The sequence below is a fragment of the Streptomyces sp. NPDC006487 genome, from assembly GCF_042870555.1.
GTDB lineage: Bacteria > Actinomycetota > Actinomycetes > Streptomycetales > Streptomycetaceae > Streptomyces.
The window spans coordinates 121044-139421 of the sequence record NZ_JBIAHN010000018.1; the positions used below are offsets into that span (position 1 = coordinate 121044).

22 protein-coding genes are annotated in these 18378 nt (G+C 71.0%); 21 read left to right on the forward strand and 1 reads right to left on the reverse strand.

All coding sequences use genetic code 11. From position 1 onward, the window contains the following. Positions 1 to 69 precede the first annotated feature (69 nt). From proS to ACFYM0_RS29870, 18 genes are all read left to right on the forward strand, one after another. Entirely contained in the window at positions 70 to 1482 is a 1413-nt protein-coding gene (proS, locus tag ACFYM0_RS29785) for a proline--tRNA ligase (protein WP_388506687.1), read from the forward strand. Positions 1483 to 1684: 202 nt separating this feature from the next. Continuing rightward, positions 1685 to 2281, forward strand: a complete 597-nt coding sequence (locus ACFYM0_RS29790; protein ID WP_327255153.1) for a hypothetical protein — start codon at positions 1685 to 1687, stop codon at positions 2279 to 2281. 203 nt (positions 2282 to 2484) lie between these two features. Beyond that, positions 2485 to 2928: a 30S ribosomal protein S16 gene (gene rpsP / locus ACFYM0_RS29795; protein ID WP_243337676.1), complete on the forward strand. Its 444-nt coding sequence runs from the start codon at positions 2485 to 2487 to the stop codon at positions 2926 to 2928. A 2-nt stretch (positions 2929 to 2930) separates the two neighbouring features. Then, positions 2931 to 3170 (forward strand): RNA-binding protein, encoded by a 240-nt coding sequence (locus ACFYM0_RS29800; protein WP_030011889.1) that lies wholly within the window; start codon positions 2931 to 2933, stop codon positions 3168 to 3170. 80 nt (positions 3171 to 3250) lie between these two features. Beyond that, complete coding sequence (gene rimM / locus ACFYM0_RS29805; RefSeq protein ID WP_388506690.1) at positions 3251 to 3862, forward strand: ribosome maturation factor RimM; 612 nt, start codon at positions 3251 to 3253, stop codon at positions 3860 to 3862. Beyond that, on the forward strand, positions 3862 to 4683 hold the full coding sequence (trmD, locus tag ACFYM0_RS29810; RefSeq protein ID WP_388506692.1) for a tRNA (guanosine(37)-N1)-methyltransferase TrmD: 822 nt from the start codon (positions 3862 to 3864) through the stop codon (positions 4681 to 4683). The genes rimM and trmD overlap by 1 nt, the downstream gene beginning before the upstream one ends. A gap of 134 nt (positions 4684 to 4817) precedes the next feature. Next, positions 4818 to 5168 carry a 50S ribosomal protein L19 gene (gene rplS / locus ACFYM0_RS29815; protein WP_243337670.1) on the forward strand — a complete coding sequence of 117 codons (351 nt, stop codon included), beginning with the start codon at positions 4818 to 4820 and terminating at the stop codon, positions 5166 to 5168. A gap of 44 nt (positions 5169 to 5212) precedes the next feature. Continuing rightward, on the forward strand, positions 5213 to 5971 hold the full coding sequence (gene lepB, locus ACFYM0_RS29820; RefSeq protein ID WP_388506694.1) for a signal peptidase I: 759 nt from the start codon (positions 5213 to 5215) through the stop codon (positions 5969 to 5971). Further along, positions 5964 to 6863, forward strand: a complete 900-nt coding sequence (gene lepB / locus ACFYM0_RS29825; protein ID WP_388506696.1) for a signal peptidase I — start codon at positions 5964 to 5966, stop codon at positions 6861 to 6863. The genes lepB (ACFYM0_RS29820) and lepB (ACFYM0_RS29825) overlap by 8 nt, the downstream gene beginning before the upstream one ends. A 113-nt stretch (positions 6864 to 6976) precedes the next feature. Then, the gene (lepB, locus tag ACFYM0_RS29830) at positions 6977 to 7894 is read left to right on the forward strand and encodes a signal peptidase I (protein WP_388506698.1); all 918 of its coding nucleotides are present in this window, start codon (positions 6977 to 6979) and stop codon (positions 7892 to 7894) included. A 44-nt stretch (positions 7895 to 7938) separates the two neighbouring features. Further along, a complete protein-coding gene (lepB, locus tag ACFYM0_RS29835) occupies positions 7939 to 8715 on the forward strand; it encodes a signal peptidase I (protein WP_388506700.1) in 777 nt (258 codons plus the stop codon). Next, a complete protein-coding gene (locus tag ACFYM0_RS29840; RefSeq protein WP_388506702.1) occupies positions 8705 to 9268 on the forward strand; it encodes an NUDIX hydrolase in 564 nt (187 codons plus the stop codon). The genes lepB (ACFYM0_RS29835) and ACFYM0_RS29840 overlap by 11 nt, the downstream gene beginning before the upstream one ends. A 55-nt stretch (positions 9269 to 9323) precedes the next feature. Next, the gene (locus ACFYM0_RS29845) at positions 9324 to 9632 is read left to right on the forward strand and encodes a DUF2469 domain-containing protein (protein WP_005311352.1); all 309 of its coding nucleotides are present in this window, start codon (positions 9324 to 9326) and stop codon (positions 9630 to 9632) included. Positions 9633 to 9748: 116 nt separating this feature from the next. Further along, positions 9749 to 10120 carry a YraN family protein gene (locus tag ACFYM0_RS29850; protein ID WP_388506704.1) on the forward strand — a complete coding sequence of 124 codons (372 nt, stop codon included), beginning with the start codon at positions 9749 to 9751 and terminating at the stop codon, positions 10118 to 10120. Then, complete coding sequence (locus ACFYM0_RS29855) at positions 10120 to 11742, forward strand: YifB family Mg chelatase-like AAA ATPase (protein WP_388506706.1); 1623 nt, start codon at positions 10120 to 10122, stop codon at positions 11740 to 11742. The genes ACFYM0_RS29850 and ACFYM0_RS29855 overlap by 1 nt, the downstream gene beginning before the upstream one ends. Then, positions 11739 to 12923 (forward strand): DNA-processing protein DprA, encoded by a 1185-nt coding sequence (gene dprA / locus ACFYM0_RS29860; protein WP_388506708.1) that lies wholly within the window; start codon positions 11739 to 11741, stop codon positions 12921 to 12923. Before ACFYM0_RS29855 ends, dprA begins: the two co-directional genes overlap by 4 nt. Positions 12924 to 13162: 239 nt before the next feature. Beyond that, entirely contained in the window at positions 13163 to 13996 is an 834-nt protein-coding gene (gene whiG, locus ACFYM0_RS29865) for an RNA polymerase sigma factor WhiG (RefSeq protein WP_250743879.1), read from the forward strand. Positions 13997 to 14093: 97 nt separating this feature from the next. Continuing rightward, positions 14094 to 14651 (forward strand): TetR/AcrR family transcriptional regulator, encoded by a 558-nt coding sequence (locus ACFYM0_RS29870; RefSeq protein ID WP_388506830.1) that lies wholly within the window; start codon positions 14094 to 14096, stop codon positions 14649 to 14651. 33 nt (positions 14652 to 14684) lie between these two features. Here the strand turns inward: ACFYM0_RS29870 and ACFYM0_RS29875 are convergent, their stop codons facing one another. Next, positions 14685 to 15284, reverse strand: coding sequence for a M23 family metallopeptidase (locus tag ACFYM0_RS29875; RefSeq protein WP_388506711.1), 600 nt, complete (start codon positions 15282 to 15284; stop codon positions 14685 to 14687). Between the two features lie 252 nt (positions 15285 to 15536). On the opposite strand from ACFYM0_RS29875, the gene rpsB reads away from it, so the two are divergent. From rpsB to pyrH, 3 genes are all read left to right on the forward strand, one after another. Next, positions 15537 to 16460, forward strand: coding sequence for a 30S ribosomal protein S2 (gene rpsB, locus ACFYM0_RS29880; RefSeq protein WP_250743876.1), 924 nt, complete (start codon positions 15537 to 15539; stop codon positions 16458 to 16460). Positions 16461 to 16594: 134 nt separating this feature from the next. After that, on the forward strand, positions 16595 to 17431 hold the full coding sequence (tsf, locus tag ACFYM0_RS29885) for a translation elongation factor Ts (RefSeq protein WP_266881358.1): 837 nt from the start codon (positions 16595 to 16597) through the stop codon (positions 17429 to 17431). 162 nt (positions 17432 to 17593) lie between these two features. Continuing rightward, complete coding sequence (pyrH, locus tag ACFYM0_RS29890) at positions 17594 to 18373, forward strand: UMP kinase (RefSeq protein ID WP_243337648.1); 780 nt, start codon at positions 17594 to 17596, stop codon at positions 18371 to 18373. Positions 18374 to 18378: the final 5 nt, after the last annotated feature.

The following is an 18378-nucleotide window of genomic DNA, read 5'->3' on the forward strand; positions in this document are numbered from 1 at the left end:
CAGAGGAGCGCGCCACCCGATTCACACCCGATTCACGTTCGGCACTCCGGGCGCCGTACCATTCGCGCCATGGCAAAGGCACCCGTTCTCACCCCCCAGGCGGAGGATTTTCCCCGCTGGTACCAGGATCTGATCAACAAGGCCGAGCTGGCCGACAACGGTCCGGTCCGCGGCACGATGGTCATCCGGCCGTACGGCTACGGCCTGTGGGAGCGGATGCAGCAGGAGATGGACGCGCGCATCAAGGACGCGGGCGCCCAGAACGCGTACTTCCCGCTCTTCATCCCGCAGTCGTACCTGACGCGGGAAGCGGAGCACGTCGAGGGCTTCGCCCCCGAGCTCGCGGTCGTCACGCACGGCGGTGGCAAGGAGCTCGACGAGCCGGTCGTGGTCCGGCCGACCTCCGAGACGATCGTCAACGAGTACTTCTCCAAGTGGGTCCAGAGCTACCGCGACCTGCCCCTGCTGATCAACCAGTGGGCGAACGTGGTCCGCTGGGAGATGCGCCCGCGCGTGTTCCTCCGTACGAGCGAGTTCCTCTGGCAGGAGGGCCACACCGCCCACCTCTCCTACGAGGACGCCCGCGACTACGCCGCCCGCATCCACACGGACGTGTACGGCGACTTCATGACCAACGTGCTCGGCATCGACGTCGTGCTCGGCCGCAAGACCGCCAAGGAGCGCTTCGCCGGCGCCATCAACACCCTCACCCTCGAGGGCATGATGGGCGACGGCAAGGCCCTCCAGCTGGGCACGAGCCACGAGCTCGGCACCAACTTCGCCAAGGCCTTCAACACGCAGTACCTGTCGAAGGAAGGCAAGCAGGAGCTCGTCTGGCAGACCTCGTGGGGCGTCTCCACCCGCATGGTCGGCGGCCTGATCATGTCGCACGGCGACGACAACGGCCTGCGGGTCCCGCCGCGCCTCGCGCACGTCCAGGTCGTCGTCATGGCGATCAAGGGCGACGAGGCCGTGGCGAAGGTCCGCGAGCTGGGCGCCCAGCTCAAGGCCGCGGGTCTGCGGGTGTTCGTCGACGACCGCGTCGACACCCCCTTCGGCCGCCGCGCCGTGGACTGGGAGCTCAAGGGCGTACCGGTCCGCGTCGAGATCGGCCCCCGCGACCTGGAGGCCGGCACCGCGATGCTGGCCCGCCGGATCCCGGGCGGCAAGGAGGCCGTGCAGATCTCCGACCTCGCCGCCCTGCTGCCCAAGGTGCTCGAGGAGGACCAGGAGCAGCTGCTGCGCGAGTCCCGCGAGCGCCGCGTCTCCCGTACCTCCGACGTCTCGACCATCGAGGAGGCCGCCGAGGCCGCCATCGCCGGTGGCTGGGCGCGGATCCCGTGGGCCGACCTCGGCCCCGAGGGCGAGGCGAAGCTCGCCGAGCAGGCCGTGTCCGTACGCTGCCTGGTCGCCGAGGACGGGTCGGTCCCGCAGGCGGACGACGCCCCCGGCAACATCGCGATCGTCGCGCGCTCGTACTAGCCGGTCCGGCCGAGGGCTCTCACTCCCCGGCGTGCGGCAGCTGCCGCACGCCGGGGAGTAGTCGTCGCTACGTACCGACTCATCCTGAGATATGCGCACCCGTCCTCGTCGGGACGCATGAGACTGAACTGACTGGTACGTGCAAAAAATTTGGAATGGCCCGGAATCGGAACACCGGGGCACCCCTGCTCGTTGTCACGACGTGAGCACGACACCACCTGTTCTCGCCGCAGAGCTGGCGCAGGCGTGGGCCGATATTCAGCGGTACCACCCCGAGCTGCCTGACCTTGCCGCGCCCGAGTCCCTGATCGGAGAGTCCTCGTCCGCCTGCGGCGCCGAACTCTCCTTCGAGCGACTGCTGCACGAGGCAGTCCACGGCATCGCCGCAGCACGCGGAGTGCGTGACACTTCGCGGGCCGGCCGCTACCACAACCGCAGGTTCCTCGCGATCGCCGAGGAGATGGGGCTGGACCACACCGAGGAGCCGCACGCGAGCAGTGGCTTCTCCCTGGTCTCGCTCAATCCCGAGGCGAAGAAGCGCTACCGCCCCACCATGGAACGCCTCCAGCGCGCGCTGAAGGCCCACACGGTCGCCACGGCCGCCGACACCAAGCGCAGCTTCCGCGGCCCGGCCGCCCGGCACGGGTCCTCCGGCGGCGGCGTACGCGTCAAGGCGGTCTGCGACTGCGGGCGCAACGTGCGCGTGGTCCCGTCCGTGCTGGCTCAGGCCCCGATCGTGTGCGGAGGCTGCATGAAGCCCTTCCGCATCCCCGAAGTGGCCATCGCGGTGGCCTCCTGACCCGGCGGGTGGCCCCGGTCCCTGCGGGCGCGACCTCCCGGCCGAGCGCGCCGCGGGCGTGTGGCACAATGGACAGCTGTACTCGACAGTCGCATAGGACCCCTCTCTCCTCCGGCTGACGCGTCCATCGGGCACCCGAGTACCGCAACCCCACGTGGCATCTCATGTGCCCAACCACGTCAAGTTCAGGAGACACCACTCCAGTGGCAGTCAAGATCAAGCTCAAGCGCCTCGGCAAGATTCGCCAGCCGCACTACCGCATCGTCGTCGCCGACGCCCGTACCCGTCGGGACGGTCGCGCGATCGAAGAGATCGGTATCTACCACCCGACGTACAACCCGTCGCGCATCGAGGTCAACGCCGAGCGTGCGCAGTACTGGCTGTCCGTTGGCGCCCAGCCCACCGAGGCTGTGCTCGCCATCCTGAAGCTCACCGGTGACTGGCAGGCGCACAAGGGCCTCCCGGCCCCCGCGCCGCTGCTGCAGCCGGCGACGAAGGAGAACAAGCGTCGCTCCTTCGACGAGTTCGCCAAGGCCCTCGAGGGCATCGGCGAGGGCAAGGGCGAAGCCATTACCCAGAAGGCGAAGAAGGCCGACAAGAAGGCGGACGAGGCTGAGGCCGAGACCGCCGAGTCGACCGAGGCCTGAGCATGCTCGAGGAGGCTCTTGAGCACCTCGTGAAGGGCATCGTGGACAACCCCGACGAAGTGCAGGTCGCCTCGCGCAACCTGCGCCGCGGGCAGGTGCTGGAGGTTCGGGTCCACCCCGACGACCTCGGCAAGGTGATCGGCCGCAACGGCCGCACCGCACGTGCTCTGCGTACCGTCGTGGGCGCCATCGGCGGCCGGGGGATCCGCGTCGACCTCGTCGACGTGGACCAGGTCCGCTGAGCAGTTGAATCACCGGCACGGGCCGGGGAGGGCATACGTGCCCGCCCCGGCCCGTCGTCGTCTGAACAGGAGAAAATGCAGTGGAGCTGGTAGTCGCGCGGATCGGCCGCGCCCACGGGATCAAGGGTGAGGTCACCGTCGAGGTGCGGACGGACGAGCCCGAGCTGCGGCTCGGACCCGGCGCCGTGCTCCGGACCGATCCGGCGTCGGCGGGACCGCTGACGGTGGAGACGGGCCGGGTGCACAGCGGCAGGCTGATGCTGCGCTTCGCCGGGGTCAAGGACCGCACCGGCGCCGAGGCGCTGCGCAACATCCTGCTCATCGCCGACGTGGACCCGGCGGAGCTGCCGGCCGAGGACGACGAGTACTACGACCACCAGCTGATGGACCTCGACGTGGTCCTCGAGGACGGCACCGTGATCGGCCGGATCACCGAGATCTCCCACCTGCCCTCGCAGGACCTGTTCATCGTCGAGCGGCCGGACGGCACCGAGGTGATGATCCCCTTCGTCGAGGAGATCGTCGCCGAGATCGACCTCGACGAGCAGCGCTGCGTCATCACCCCGCCGCCCGGTCTCATCGACGAGCGCGAGGCGATCGTCGTCTCCGCCAGGGACGAGGACGAGGCCGGGAACTCCGACGCCGGCTCCGACGGGGACGCGGCCGAGGGCGTGAACGGGGAAGACGCCTGATGCGTCTCGACGTCGTCACGATCTTCCCCGAGTACCTGGAACCGCTCAACGTCTCCCTGGTCGGCAAGGCGCGGGCGCGCGGCCAGCTCGACGTACACGTCCACGACCTGCGGGACTGGACGTACGACCGGCACAACACGGTGGACGACACCCCGTACGGCGGCGGTCCCGGCATGGTAATGAAGACCGAGCCCTGGGGCGAGGCCCTGGACGCGGCGCTGGCCGACGGCTACGAGGCGGGCGCGCACGGGCCCGTCATCGTCGTCCCCACCCCCAGCGGCCGGCCGTTCACCCAGGAACTCGCGGTCGAACTCTCCGAGCGTCCGTGGCTGATCTTCACCCCGGCCCGGTACGAGGGCATCGACCGCCGGGTCACGGACGAGTACGCCACGCGGCTCCCGGTCTACGAGGTGTCCATCGGCGACTACGTCCTGGCCGGCGGCGAGGCGGCCGTCCTGGTCGTCACCGAAGCAGTGGCCCGGCTGCTGCCCGGAGTGCTCGGCAACGCCGAATCGCACCGCGACGACTCCTTCGCGCCCGGCGACATGGCCAACCTGCTGGAGGGGCCCGTCTACACCAAGCCCCCGGAGTGGCGCGGCCACGGGATCCCGGACGTGCTGGTCAGCGGCCACCACGGCAAGATCGCCCGGTGGCGCCGCGACGAGGCCTTCCGTCGTACGGCGGCCAACCGCCCGGATCTGATCGAGCGCTGCGAGGCCTCCGCCTTCGACAAGAAGGACCGTGAGCTGCTGAGCATCCTCGGCTGGAAGCCGTCCCCGGACGGCCGGTTTTGGCGCAGGCCCCAGACCGTGGAAGAATAGGCGGCTGCTGTGTGCTCGCGTACGCCCCTGCCACAGGGGGACCGTCGTCCGCCGAGTCCCACAGCTCCCGAATTCTCTCCGGAAACCCCGCATCGGCGACCTGTGGCGTCATGCGAAGAAAGCAGAAGAATCACATGTCTCACCTGCTCGATGGCGTCAACGCCGCCACCCTGCGTTCGGACCTCCCGGCCTTCCGCCCGGGTGACACCGTCAACGTTCACGTCCGCGTGATCGAGGGCAACCGCTCCCGTATCCAGCAGTTCAAGGGTGTCGTCATCCGCCGTCAGGGCTCGGGCGTCTCCGAGACCTTCACGGTCCGCAAGGTCTCCTTCAGCGTCGGCGTGGAGCGTACCTTCCCGGTCCACTCCCCGATCTTCGAGAAGATCGAGCTCGTCACCCGCGGTGACGTGCGTCGCGCCAAGCTGTACTTCCTCCGTGAGCTCCGCGGCAAGGCCGCGAAGATCAAGGAGAAGCGCGACCGCTGATCTGCTCCCGGAGTTCAGGGGAAGGCCGGATAGGCTCGCCCCCGATGGACACCGAAGCACCTCACACGCAGCGCGGCCACTCTTCCCCCGACGAGGGGGAGGGGAGGTCGCGTTTCGTGCTTTCCGGAGCGGGGCCCGCCCCGGATCCCGGGTCCGGCACGGCCGGCTGGCTGACCTGGCGGCGCTCCGGGCTGCTCGGCTTGGCCTGCACCGTCTTCCTGCTGCTGTTCAGCAATTTCGTGCTCCAGCCCTTCCTGATCCCGAGCCGCTCGATGGAGCCCACGCTCGCCGTCGGGGACCGGGTGCTGGTCAACAAGCTGGCGTACCGTTTCGGCGGCGCGCCGGAACGCGGGGACGTCGTGGTCTTCGACGGCACGGGCTCCTTCGTACGGGAGGCGCCGGACGGAAATCCGATCGGCGAGGCCCTGCACGGGGCGGCATCGGCGCTCGGGCTCGCCGAGCCGGCGGACTCCGACTTCGTGAAGCGGGTCGTGGGAGTCGGCGGCGACGACGTGGTGTGCGACGAGAACGGCCGGATCAAGGTCAACGGGGTGCCGCTGGACGAGCCGTACCTCTACCCGGGCGACTCGGGATCGAAGGTGCCGTTCCGCATCGTCGTGCCCCTGGGGACCCTGTGGGTCATGGGCGATCATCGTTCCCAGTCCCGGGACTCCCGGGATCACCTCGGGGAGCCGGGCGGGGGGATGGTGCCGGTGGACAAGGTGATCGGGCGGGCCGACTGGATCGGCTGGCCGGTGTCGCGCTGGGGCGACGCCGGTTCCGTGGGCGGTGGCCGTGGGTAGCCGCGGGCGCCCGCGCGGCGGCCGGGACGAATACGAATACGACGACGAGCAGGACGCCGCCGCCGACGGCGCCGCTGCCCGAGACCCGGAGCCGGAGCACGACGTGCCGGCCGAGCCCGGCGGCCGGGCCGAACGGCGTCGCCTCGCCCGCCGGGTCCGGCGCAGACGGCGTACCCGCCGGGCGGGGGAGCTGCCCCTGCTCGTGGTGGTCGCGCTGTGCATCGCGCTGATCCTCAAGACCTTCCTCGTCCAGGCCTTCTTCATCCCGTCGGGCTCCATGGAGCAGACGATCCGGATCGGCGACCGGGTCCTGGTCGACAAGCTCACCCCGTGGTTCGGCTCCGAGGTCGAGCGCGGGGACGTGGTCGTGTTCAAGGACCCGGGGGGCTGGCTGGGCGGCGAGAGCGTCCAGCCCGCCGAGGACCCGGTGGGGATCAAGCAGATCAAGCAGACCCTCACCTTCATCGGCCTGCTGCCCTCGGCGAACGAACAGGACCTGATCAAGCGGGTCATCGGCGTCGGCGGGGACACCGTGAAGTGCTGCGACGCCCGCGGCCGCGTCAGCGTCAACGGATCGCCGCTCGACGAGCCGTACGTGAACCCGGGGAACGTCCCCTCGGAGATCCGCTTCGAGGTGCAGGTGCCGGCCGGACGGATCTTCGTCATGGGCGACCACAGGGCGAACTCCGCCGACTCCCGCTACCACCTCGACGAGGCCTTCCACGGCACGATCGACGAGAAGGACGTCGTCGGCGAGGCCGTGGTGATCGCCTGGCCGTTCGGGCACTGGCACCGGCTGGAACAGCCCGCCACCTTCCGCATGGTTCCCGACCAGGCGCGCGGTGGTCGCCGCGCGCCCCGTAGGCGCCGGGGCGGCTCCTCGTTCGCATAGTGTGTCCTTGGTCTCCCGCGCCTTCGGGAACTCCCGCTCGTTAGGGGAGGGGAGGGCCCGTGCCTCATCAGGGTCGGGCGTCGATTTCCGAACGAGGAGTGGATGTGGGGGACGTGGCGGTTGGTGCACGATCCGGACGCGACGAGGGTGGCGAGGAGCCGAACGACTCCTCCGGGCCCGATGCCGTCGAGAACGACGGCGACGACGCGATGGACGGCGCCGCGGCACGCCCGCACCGTTCGTTCTGGAAGGAGCTGCCGCTCCTGGTCGGCATCGCCCTCCTGCTCGCCCTGCTGATCAAGACCTTCCTGGTACAGGCGTTCTCGATCCCCTCGGACTCGATGCAGAACACCCTGCAGCGCGGTGACCGGGTGCTCGTGGACAAGCTGACGCCGTGGTTCGGATCGGAGCCCGAGCGCGGCGAGGTCGTGGTCTTCCACGACCCCTCGAACTGGCTGAGCGGGGAGCCCACCCCGGATCCCAACATCGCGCAGAAGGCCCTCAGCTGGATCGGCCTCATGCCGTCCGCCGAGGAGAAGGACCTGATCAAGAGGACGATCGCCATCGGCGGCGACACGGTCGAGTGCAAGAAGGGGGGACCGGTCATCGTCAACGGCAAGGAGCTCGACGAGCCGTACATCTTCCCGGGCAACACCCCGTGCGACGACTTCCCCTTCGGTCCGCTCACCGTGCCCAAGGGCAAGATCTGGGTGATGGGCGACCACCGGCAGAACTCGCAGGACTCCCGCTACCACCAGCAGGACCCCACCCAGGGCTTCGTGCCCGTCAGCGATGTCGTCGGACGCGCCGTGGTGGTCGCCTGGCCGATCACCCGCTGGTCCACCCTGCCGGTTCCGGACACCTACGACCAGCCGGGCATCGGTACGCAGACCAAGGCCACCGCGCTCGGTCTGGACGCCGCCGGGCTGGCGCCGGTCGGACTCGGCCCGGCCGCGCTCGGGTTCGCCGGCGCGGTGCCGGTCGTGCTGTGGCGCAGGCGGAGGCTGACCGCGGGGCGTACCGACAGGTAGGGTGCCGCCCAGGTCGACGATCTCCGAGTGTGGGGGCGCTTGCAATGGGCGGAACACGAGCAATACGAGCAGGTGACGGCGATGGCCGCGGTGCTCTCGGCAGCATGCTGTCGGGAGTCGCCGTGGCCATCGGCTTTGTGCTCTTCCTGGGCGGCTTCGTGTGGGGAGCCGTCGTGTACCAGCCGTACACGGTGCCCACCGATTCGATGGTGCCCACCGTGCAGCCCGGAGACCGGGTTCTGGCGCAGCGCATCGCCGGGGAGGACGTGCGCCGCGGGGACGTGGTGATCTTCAAGGACGGGCAGTGGAGCGATTCGCCCATGGTCAAGCGGGTCGTCGGCATCGGCGGGGACACGGTCAAGTGCTGCGGTGCCGGCGGCCGGCTCACCGTCAACGGCAAGGAGCTCGACGAGCCGTACATCGAGGAGGAGAAGCTCGACGTGGCGGGCGCTCCGGGCGGGTCCGCCTCCCGGACGCCGTTCGAGGTGACGGTGCCCGAGGGCAACCTCTTCCTGCTCGGCGACCGGCGCGGAGCCTCCCTGGACTCCCGGGCGCACCTGGAGGAGGCCGGGCAGGGGACGGTGGCCCGCTCGGCGGTGACGGGCCGCGTCGACGCCCTCGCATGGCCCGACATGGCGATGCTGGAGAGGCCCAGGGCCTACGCCGCCCTGCCCGGCGGGACCTCGACGCCGGGGCCGCTGCTGCTCCAGGTGGCCGCGGTGGTGGGCGGGGCGGCCCTGGTGCTGCTCGGAGCCGCGTACGGGCCGGTCGTACGGGTTCTCGGGCGCGGGCGGAGGCAGGAGCGGGCCGATGTCCGCTGACGCGCCGGCGGGGCCGGGAGGCGGCTCCGGGCCGGGGGCCGGCTCCGGGCCGGGCGGTGCGGGAGGGCAGGGAGCGCCGCGCAAGGTGGCGCGTGTGATCCTGCTGGACCCCGAGGACCGGATCCTGCTGCTGCACGGCTTCGAGCCGGGCGACCCGGCGGACGACTGGTGGTTCACCCCGGGCGGCGGCCTGGAAGGGGCCGAGACCCGGGAGCAGGCCGCGCTCCGCGAGCTCGCGGAGGAGACCGGGATCACCGACGTGGAACTGGGGCCGGTGCTGTGGCACCGCTACTGCTCGTTCCCCTTCGACGGGCGCCGCTGGGAGCAGGACGAGTGGTACTTCCTGGCCCGGACCAGCCAGACCGCGACCGTGCTGGGAGGCCTCACCGAGCTGGAGCGCCGCAGCGTCTCGGGCACCAGGTGGTGGACCTCCGAGGAACTCCTTGCGGCCCATGAGACGGTGTACCCGACCAGACTCGCGGAGCTGCTCCGCACGCTGCTCGACGACGGTCCCCCGGGTGCGCCCGTGAACCTGGCTCCGGAAATCGTTTAGGGGCGCACGGGCCTGGCGCACAATAGGGGGACGCACGGCTGAAGGGGAACATGCCATGAGTGCCGAGGACCTCGAGAAGTACGAGACCGAGATGGAGCTGAAGCTCTATCGCGAGTACCGCGACGTCGTCGGGCTGTTCAAGTACGTGATCGAGACCGAACGCCGTTTCTACCTCACCAACGACTACGAGATGCAGGTGCACTCGGTACAGGGGGAGGTCTTTTTCGAGGTCTCGATGGCCGACGCGTGGGTCTGGGACATGTACAGACCGGCTCGGTTCGTGAAGCAGGTGCGGGTGCTGACCTTCAAGGACGTGAACATCGAGGAGCTCAACAAGAGCGACCTCGAGCTTCCGGGCAGCTGATCTCCGGCCCGGTTCCCTCGCCGGGGTGACGCGGTCGTCCACATCGCCCCGGCTGTCCACCAAGATCCACCAGGTGGGCGGGGACGCGGGATCGTCGGTGCCGGAGGTGGTGCCGGATGAACGCGAAGGGCGTGGCACAGCAGGCATTGGGGCGGTACGGCGAGGACCTCGCGACACGACGCCTCACCGAGGCCGGGATGACCGTGATCGCGCGGAACTGGCGGTGTCGCGGCGGGGAGATCGACATCGTCGCCCGGGACGGGGACGCCCTCGTCGTGTGCGAGGTCAAGACCCGGCGGGCGGGGGAGTTCGAACATCCCATGGCCGCGCTGCGGCCCGCCCAGGCCGAGCGCTTGCGCAGGCTCGCCGGGCGCTGGCTGGCCGACCACGGGGGACCACCCCCGGGCGGGGTCCGCATCGACCTCGTCGGTGTCCTCCTGCCGCGCCGCGGCGGGCCCTTGGTGGAGCACGTCAGGGGGGCGGCCTGATGGGGTTCGCACGGGCCTGCTCGGTCGCCCTCGTGGGCGTCGACGGCGTGGTGGTGGAGGTCCAGGCCGACCTGGAGCCCGGGGTCGCCACCTTCTCCCTGGTGGGGCTGCCCGACAAGACCCTGGTCGAGAGCCGGGACCGGGTCAGGGCGGCCGTGGTGAACTCGGGCGCCGCCTGGCCGCAGAAGAAGCTCACCGTCGGCCTCAGCCCGGCGTCCGTCCCGAAGGGCGGCGCGGGCTTCGATCTCGCCGTGGCCGCAGCCGTGCTGGGCGCCGCCGAGGTGGTCGACCCGAAGGCGATCGCCGATCTCGTCCTCATCGGGGAGCTGGGGCTGGACGGCCGGGTGCGTCCCGTCCGCGGGATCCTCCCGGCGGTGCTCGCCGCAGCCGAGGCCGGATACCGGCAGGTCGTGGTCCCGCAGCAGTGCGCGGCCGAGGCCATGCTGGTCCCGGACGTCTCGGTGCTCGGGGTACGCAGCCTGCGCCAGCTGATCGCGGTGCTCACCGGGGGAGAGGTCCCGGAGGAGGAACCACCGGATCCGTCCGGGCGCCCGGACCCGATGCTCGCCGGGCTGGTCGTCCCGGGCGCCGGACTCGGCACGGGAGTGGCCCGCGACGGCGACGGACGGGACTTCCCCGACCTCGCCGACGTCGCCGGACAGCACGCGGCACGCCGGGCCCTGGAAGTGGCGGCCGCCGGGGGCCACCACCTCTTCCTCAGCGGACCGCCGGGCGCCGGCAAGACGATGATGGCCGAGCGGATCCCCTGGATCATGCCCCCGCTCACCCGACAGGACTCCCTGGAGGTCACGGCCGTCCACTCGGTCGCGGGAATCCTGCCCCCGGGCGAACCGCTCGTCGCGCGACCCCCGTACTGCGCCCCGCACCACTCGGCGACCATGCAGTCCCTCGTCGGGGGCGGAGCCGGTGTGGCCAGGCCCGGAGCGGTGTCACTGGCCCACAGGGGGGTGCTGTTCCTGGACGAAGCCGCGGAGTTCGCCGCCAAGGCCCTGGACGCCCTGAGGCAGCCCCTCGAAGCGGGACACGTGGTCATCGCCCGGGCCGCCGGGGTGGTACGCCTGCCGGCCCGGTTCTTGATGGTGCTGGCCGCCAACCCCTGTCCCTGCGGGCGCCACACCCTGCACGGGACCGGCTGCGACTGCCCGGCCTCGGTGATCCGCCGTTACCAGGCCCGGCTGTCGGGGCCGCTGCTGGACCGGGTGGACCTGCGCGTGGAGGTAGAGCCGGTCACCCGCTCCGATCTGCTGGGGCGAGGGGGCCGCGGCGAAGCCACGGCGGTGGTGGCCGCGCGGGTCCGGGAGGCCCGCGAACGGGCGGCGGCCCGGTTCGAGGGCACGCCCTGGCGGCTCAACGCGGAGGTCCCGGGCCACGAGCTGCGGACCCGCTGGCCGGCCGCCCCCGGAGCGCTGGCCCAGGCCGAGCGGGACCTGGAGCGCGGCCTGCTGACCGCGCGGGGGCTCGACCGGGTGCTCCGGGTCGCCTGGACGGTGGCCGACCTGAGGAGCCGGGACCGCCCCGACGCCCTGGACGTGGCGGTCGCCCTCGAACTGCGCACCGGAATCGCCCGCGGAGCCGCGACGCACCTGGACGCCGCCTCATGACCGCCGCGGCTCCGGACCCGGAATCCGGCCCGCCGGGGGAGGCGGAGCCCGCGGGCGAGGTGCTCGCGCGGGCCGCGCTCACCCGGGTCCTTGAGCCCGGGGAGGAGCACGGCGGGCGCTGGCTGCGGCAGTACGGGGCCGTCGGGCTGATACGGCTGCTGACCGGGCCCGCGCCGGAGCACGGGGTACTGACCGGGGTCGGCGGCGAGCGGCTCGCCGGATACCGCCGCCGGGCCGCGTCGGCCGACCCCCGGCGGGACCTGGAGGCCGCCGCCGAGACCGGGGGCCGGTTCGTCTGCCCCGGGTCGCCGGAGTGGCCGAGTCAGCTGGACGACCTCGGGGACGCCCGGCCCGTCGGGCTGTGGGTGCGGGGCAGGCCGAGCCTGCGGGCCTGGGCCCTGCGCTCCGTGGCGGTGGTCGGAGCCCGCGCCTGTACCCCGTACGGGGCGCACATGGCCCAGAGCCTGGCCGGTGAACTCGCCGAGCGCGGCTGGGTGCTGGTTTCGGGCGCCGCCTACGGGATCGACGGCGCCGCCCACCGCGGCGCCCTCGCCGCCGGCGGAGCCACGGCCGCCGTGCTGGCCTGCGGGGTGGACGTGGCCTACCCGCGCGGGCACGCCGGCCTGCTCGGCCGGATCGCCGCCCAGGGGATGGTCCTCGGCGAGCTGCCGCCCGGCAGCCATCCCACGCCGAGCCGTTTCGTGCTGCGCAACCGCGTCATCGCCGCCCTGACCCGGGGCACGGTCGTCGTGGAGGCGGCCCACCGCAGCGGGTCCCTGGTCACCGCCCGGCGGGCCCAGGCGCTGGGGAGGATCACCATGGGCATCCCGGGCCCGGCCACCAGCGGTCTCTCGGCCGGCGTGCACGAACTGCTGCGCGGAGAGGCCTCGCTGGTCACGGACGCGGCGGAGGTCATCGAGCTGGTCGGAGGGATGGGAGAGCTGGCACCCGAGCGGCGGGGCCCCGTCATCGCCCGGGACCTGCTGGGTCCCGAAGCGGTCCGGGTCCTCGAGGCCCTCCCGGCGGGGCGCCTCGCAGACCTGGGGGAACTGGCCCTCGCCGCGGGCGCCGGTACCGATGAAGTCATCGGCAGACTGTACGAACTTCACTCTCTGGGGTTCGTCGAACGGCAGGGCGACGGCTGGCAGTTGGCCCCGAAGCGGCCGAGAGGAGGCGCATAAAGCGCCGTCACCCGGCGAGGCGGTCGTTGACCTGGGGCGTTCCGGTGAAAGAGTGAAGGCGATGAGAGACGCGGTCTTCCCGGTGGCACCCGCCGGGACCGTGCGCCAGGCGCCGGTCCCGGGTCTCCCGCGCGAGTCGGGGCGCCCTTGCGGGCCCGCGCGATCCCGTACTCTTCGCGCACCGCGACACTTCCGTCACGCTACGCTCCCAAGGAATCCGGCTCCGGCAAAGGCGAAGCATGCCCCAGCACACCTCAGGGTCCGACCGCGCTGCGGTGCCCCCCGCTGCGCGCGGCAGCGAGCGGTCCACCGCGCCCTCGTCCCTGGAGGTGCTGTGGCGCTCGTACAAGGACTCGGGTGACGAGCGGCTGCGGGAGCAGCTGATCCTGCACTACTCGCCTCTCGTGAAGTACGTGGCGGGCCGCGTCAGCGTCGGCCTGCCGCCCAATGTGGAACAGGCCGACTTCGTCTCCTCCGGAGTCTTCGGACTGATCGACGCCATCGAGAAGTTCGACATCGAACGGTCCATCAAGTTCGAGACGTACGCGATCACCCGCATCCGCGGCGCGATGATCGACGAGCTGCGGGCGCTGGACTGGATCCCCCGCTCGGTGCGGCAGAAGGCGCGCGCCGTCGAACGGGCCTACGCCACGCTGGAGGCCCAGCTGCGGCGCACCCCGACCGAGCACGAGGTCGCCGGGGAGATGGGCATCGGCGTGGAGGATCTGCACGCCGTTTTCAGCCAGTTGTCGCTCGCCAACGTGGTCGCCCTCGAAGAACTGCTGCACGTGGGCGGGGAGGGCGACCGCCTCTCCCTGATGGACACGCTGGAGGACACCGCCGCGGACAACCCGGTGGAGGTCGCGGAGGACCGGGAGTTGCGCCGGCTGCTGGCGCGGGCCATCAACACGCTGCCCGAGCGGGAGAAGACGGTGGTGACCCTCTACTACTACGAGGGCCTCACGCTCGCCGAGATCGGCAACGTCCTCGGGGTCACCGAGAGCCGCGTCAGCCAGATCCACACCAAGTCGGTCCTGCAGCTGCGGGCGAAGCTGGCGGACGTCGGGCGCTGAACCGGGTCCCGGAGCGCGAGGGCGGATGCCGAGAGCGTGCGACGGCCTTGCGGTGCATCCGTAGAGTGGACGCGTGCCCAGGATTCGAGCGGCCTCCGTGGCCGAGCACCGGTCGATGCAGCGCGGCGCCCTGTTGGACGCCGCGCGTTCCCTGCTGTCCGAAGGGGGGACGGAAGCGCTGACCTTCCCCGCCCTAGCCGAGCGGACCGGCCTCGCCCGGTCCTCCGTCTACGAGTACTTCCGGTCCCGCGCGGCCGTCGTCGAAGAGCTGTGCGCGGTGGACTTCCCCGTGTGGGCGGCCGAGATCGAGGCGGCGATGTCCGAGGCGGAGACGCCGGAGGCGAAGATCGAGGCGTATGTGCGCTGCCAGCTGGGGCTGGTGGGGGACAAGCGGCACCGGGCGGTGGTGGCGATTTCGGCGAGCGAGCTGGACGCCGGGGCGCGCGAGAAGATCCGCGCGGCGCACGGGAGCCTGATCGCGATGATCGTGGAGGCGTTGGGCGCGCTGGGGCAGGCGGAGCCGAGGCTGGCCGCGATGCTGCTCCAGGGTGTGGTGGACGCTGCCGTCCGGCGGATCGAGGGCGGTGCCGGGGAAGACCCCGTTGTCGTCACGGACGCGGCGGTGGCCATGGCCCTGCGGGGCGTCGGGGGCTGACCCGGCCCGGTTCCCCGGGCCCTGCCCCGGTCCTCAAACGCCGGACGGCTGAAAGAGCCCGGACCCCGGTCCTCCAGCGCCTGACGGCTGAGGGGTGGTCAGGGGGAGTAGGCGGGGGGTCGGGCGCGGCAGGAGCGTCAGGGGGTTGAGGTAGGCCTCCGCGTGGAGGAGGCCCCAGTGGAGGCAGGGGCGGGGGCAGTGGGGGCCTTCCGTGAGGAGGGCGACCACCTGTCCCGTCGTGACCTCGGCGCCCTGTGCCACCAGGGGGCGGACCGGTTCGTAGGTCGTGCGCAGGCCGTTCGGGAGGGTCAGCGAAAGGACCCCGCGGCCGGCCACCGGGCCGGCGTAGTGGACACGGCCCGGACCGATCGCGCGGAGCTCCGCGCCCACCGGGGCCGCAAGGTCCACCCCGCGGTGGCCCGCCGCGTACGGGGTCGGGGGCGGGTCCCACCAGCGGACCACCGTCAGGGGAGAGGGCAGCGGGCGTCCGGTCGGGCCCGGCGGCACCGGTGGCGGCGCCGATGGCACCTGCGGCCCCGGCAGCCCTCGCGGTCCGGGCGGTCCGGGTGCCGTCGGAGGTGGGGCCAGGGTGAGGCCCAGGGCCAGGAGCAGGGTGAGCAGCAGCTTCGTCATGGGGGAATGGTTCCGTTTCCGGAGCCGGTCCCGTTCGGGCCTGTGGACGGGCGGGGCGCTGTGGACAACCGCGTCACCCGGCATACCACCGGGTCCCGTACACTTCTTGTGGCGATCCGGGTCACCGGGTCGACTTCGCACGCCCCAGCACCGGCCCCTCAGGGCCAGGTGACAGCGTCTCTCGGTCCCCTCTACGGGGGCAGGGCGCGACAGGGGCGTCAGGAACCAAACCGAGAAAACAAGGAGATGGCCATGGCCGTCGTAACGATGCGGGAGCTGCTGGAAAGCGGCGTCCACTTCGGTCACCAGACCCGCCGTTGGAACCCGAAGATGAAGCGCTTCATCTTCACGGAGCGCAACGGCATCTACATCATCGACCTGCTGCAGTCGCTGTCGTACATCGACCGCGCCTACGAGTTCGTGAAGGAGACCGTCGCCCACGGCGGTTCCATCATGTTCGTCGGTACCAAGAAGCAGGCCCAGGAGGCCATCGCCGAGCAGGCGACGCGCGTTGGTATGCCCTACGTCAACCAGCGGTGGCTGGGTGGCATGCTCACCAACTTCTCCACCGTCTACAAGCGCCTTCAGCGTCTGAAGGAGCTTGAGGCGATCGACTTCGAGGACGTCGCCGCCTCGGGTCTCACCAAGAAGGAGCTCCTGGTCCTCTCTCGCGAGAAGATCAAGCTGGAGAAGACCCTCGGTGGTATCCGCGAGATGTCGAAGGTTCCCAGCGCCGTCTGGATCGTCGACACCAAGAAGGAGCACATCGCCGTCGGTGAGGCGCGCAAGCTCCACATCCCGGTCGTCGCGATCCTCGACACCAACTGCGACCCCGACGAGGTCGACTACAAGATCCCGGGCAACGACGACGCGATCCGCTCCGTCACCCTGCTCACCCGCGTGATCGCCGACGCCGTCGCCGAGGGCCTCATCGCCCGTTCCGGTGCCGCCACTGGCGACTCGAAGCCGGGCGAGAAGGCCGCCGCCGAGCCGCTCGCCGAGTGGGAGCGCGACCTGCTCGAGGGCGAGAAGAAGGCCGATGACGCTGAGGCCGCTCCGGCCGAGGCCGCTGTCGAGACCCCCGCCGTCGAGGCCGAGGCCGCTCCGGCCGCCGAGGCCGAGGTTGTCGCCGAGGCCGTCGTCGAGGCTCCGGCCGCCGACGCCGAGCAGGCCTGACCCACTGAGAGCGCCCGGCGTTCACACGCCGGGCACTCGAAGAACGGACGATGACGGCGGGGGAGCCGCGCCACGAGCGCGCTCCTCCGCCGTTCACCCGTAGATCTACGACTTCGAGAGAGAATCACAGACTCATGGCGAACTACACCGCCGCTGACGTCAAGAAGCTCCGCGAGCTCACCGGCGTCGGCATGCTGGACTGCAAGAACGCGCTGGTCGAGGCCGACGGTGACGTCGACAAGGCCGTCGAGGCACTCCGTATCAAGGGTCAGAAGGGCGTCGCCAAGCGCGAAGGCCGTTCTGCCGAGAACGGTGCCGTCGTCTCCGTCATCTCCGACGACAACACCTCCGGTGTCCTCGTCGAGCTGAAGTGCGAGACGGACTTCGTCGCCAAGGGCGACAAGTTCCTTGCGGTCACCAACGAGCTGGCCAACCACATCGCCGCGACCTCGCCGGCCGACATCGAGGCGCTGCTCGCGTCCGAGATCGCCCCCGGCAAGACCGTCCAGGCGTTCGTGGACGAGGCCAACGCCAACCTCGGCGAGAAGATCGTCCTGGACCGCTTCGCGCAGTTCACCGGCGGCTACGTCTCGGCGTACATGCACCGCACGATGCCCGACCTGCCGTTCCAGATCGGCGTCCTGGTCGAGCTCGACAAGGAGAACGCCGAGGTCGCCCGCGGCGTCGCGCAGCACATCGCCGCGTTCGCGCCGAAGTGGCTCTCCGCCGAGGACGTGCCGGCCGAGGTCGTCGAGTCCGAGCGTCGCGTGGCCGAAGAGGTCACCCGCGCCGAGGGCAAGCCGGAAGCCGCGCTGCCGAAGATCGTCGAGGGTCGTGTCAACGGCTTCTTCCGCGACAACACGCTGCTCGGCCAGGCGTACGCCCTGGACGCCAAGAAGTCCGTCCAGAAGGTTCTGGACGAGGCCGGTGTCACCCTGGTGCGCTTCTCGCGCATCAAGGTCGGCATCTGAGTCCGTCCGTACGCGACGGACACCGGACCCCGGTAGGGTCTGAAGCAGTCGCCCGCGTTCGCGCAGGGCGACCGCAGATCTGACGAGGAGGCCATTGCCGCAGAGGGAACCGCGAGGACCCACCGGCAATGGCCTTCTTCGTATGTGCACGAGGAGATCTCCATGAATCAGGGCGTGGACACCCACACCGCTTCCGACGACAAGAGCGACCAGGACAAGAAGGGCCGCCGCTTCATGCTGAAGCTGTCGGGCGAGGCCTTCTCCGGTGGCGGAGGACTGGGCGTCGACCCCGACGTAGTCCACGCCATCGCCCGTGAGATCGCCGCGGTGGTCCGCGACGGCGCGGAGATCGCGATCGTGATCGGCGGTGGCAACTTCTTCCGCGGCGCCGAACTCCAGCAGCGCGGCATGGACCGGGCCCGGTCCGACTACATGGGCATGCTCGGCACGGTCATGAACTGCCTCGCCCTCCAGGACTTCCTGGAGAAGGAAGGCATCGACTCCCGCGTCCAGACGGCCATCACCATGGGCCAGGTCGCCGAGCCGTACATCCCGCTGCGCGCCGTGCGTCACCTGGAGAAGGGCCGCGTGGTCATCTTCGGTGCCGGCATGGGCATGCCTTATTTCTCCACCGACACCACGGCCGCCCAGCGCGCCCTGGAGATCGACGCGGAAGCCCTGCTCATGGGCAAGAACGGCGTCGACGGGGTCTACGACTCCGACCCGAAGAAGAACCCGGACGCGGTGAAGTTCGACGCGCTGGAGTACAGCGAGGTGCTGTCGCGCGACCTCAAGGTCGCCGATGCCACGGCCATCACTCTGTGCCGCGACAACAAGCTGCCGATCCTCGTCTTCGAGCTGCTCGCCGAGGGCAATATCGCGCGGGCCGTCAAGGGTGAGAAGATCGGCACGCTCGTGAGCGACCAGGGCACCCGGGCCTGAGCAGG

Excerpts from the sequence above, each read along its gene's own strand:
- proS (WP_388506687.1), top strand. The coding sequence starts at position 70 with ATGGCAAAGGCACCCGTTCTCACCCCCCAGGCGGAGGATTTTCCCCGC.
- ACFYM0_RS29800 (WP_030011889.1), top strand. The coding sequence starts at position 2,931 with ATGCTCGAGGAGGCTCTTGAGCACCTCGTGAAGGGCATCGTGGACAAC.
- lepB (WP_388506694.1), top strand. The coding sequence starts at position 5,213 with ATGGACACCGAAGCACCTCACACGCAGCGCGGCCACTCTTCCCCCGAC.
- trmD (WP_388506692.1), top strand. The coding sequence starts at position 3,862 with ATGCGTCTCGACGTCGTCACGATCTTCCCCGAGTACCTGGAACCGCTC.
- ACFYM0_RS29875 (WP_388506711.1), bottom strand. The coding sequence starts at position 15,284 with ATGACGAAGCTGCTGCTCACCCTGCTCCTGGCCCTGGGCCTCACCCTG.
- ACFYM0_RS29850 (WP_388506704.1), top strand. The coding sequence starts at position 9,749 with ATGAACGCGAAGGGCGTGGCACAGCAGGCATTGGGGCGGTACGGCGAG.
- rplS (WP_243337670.1), top strand. The coding sequence starts at position 4,818 with ATGTCTCACCTGCTCGATGGCGTCAACGCCGCCACCCTGCGTTCGGAC.
- ACFYM0_RS29855 (WP_388506706.1), top strand. The coding sequence starts at position 10,120 with ATGGGGTTCGCACGGGCCTGCTCGGTCGCCCTCGTGGGCGTCGACGGC.
- rpsB (WP_250743876.1), top strand. The coding sequence starts at position 15,537 with ATGGCCGTCGTAACGATGCGGGAGCTGCTGGAAAGCGGCGTCCACTTC.
- pyrH (WP_243337648.1), top strand. The coding sequence starts at position 17,594 with ATGAATCAGGGCGTGGACACCCACACCGCTTCCGACGACAAGAGCGAC.
- lepB (WP_388506700.1), top strand. The coding sequence starts at position 7,939 with ATGGGCGGAACACGAGCAATACGAGCAGGTGACGGCGATGGCCGCGGT.
- ACFYM0_RS29845 (WP_005311352.1), top strand. The coding sequence starts at position 9,324 with ATGAGTGCCGAGGACCTCGAGAAGTACGAGACCGAGATGGAGCTGAAG.
- tsf (WP_266881358.1), top strand. The coding sequence starts at position 16,595 with ATGGCGAACTACACCGCCGCTGACGTCAAGAAGCTCCGCGAGCTCACC.
- dprA (WP_388506708.1), top strand. The coding sequence starts at position 11,739 with ATGACCGCCGCGGCTCCGGACCCGGAATCCGGCCCGCCGGGGGAGGCG.
- whiG (WP_250743879.1), top strand. The coding sequence starts at position 13,163 with ATGCCCCAGCACACCTCAGGGTCCGACCGCGCTGCGGTGCCCCCCGCT.
- ACFYM0_RS29840 (WP_388506702.1), top strand. The coding sequence starts at position 8,705 with ATGTCCGCTGACGCGCCGGCGGGGCCGGGAGGCGGCTCCGGGCCGGGG.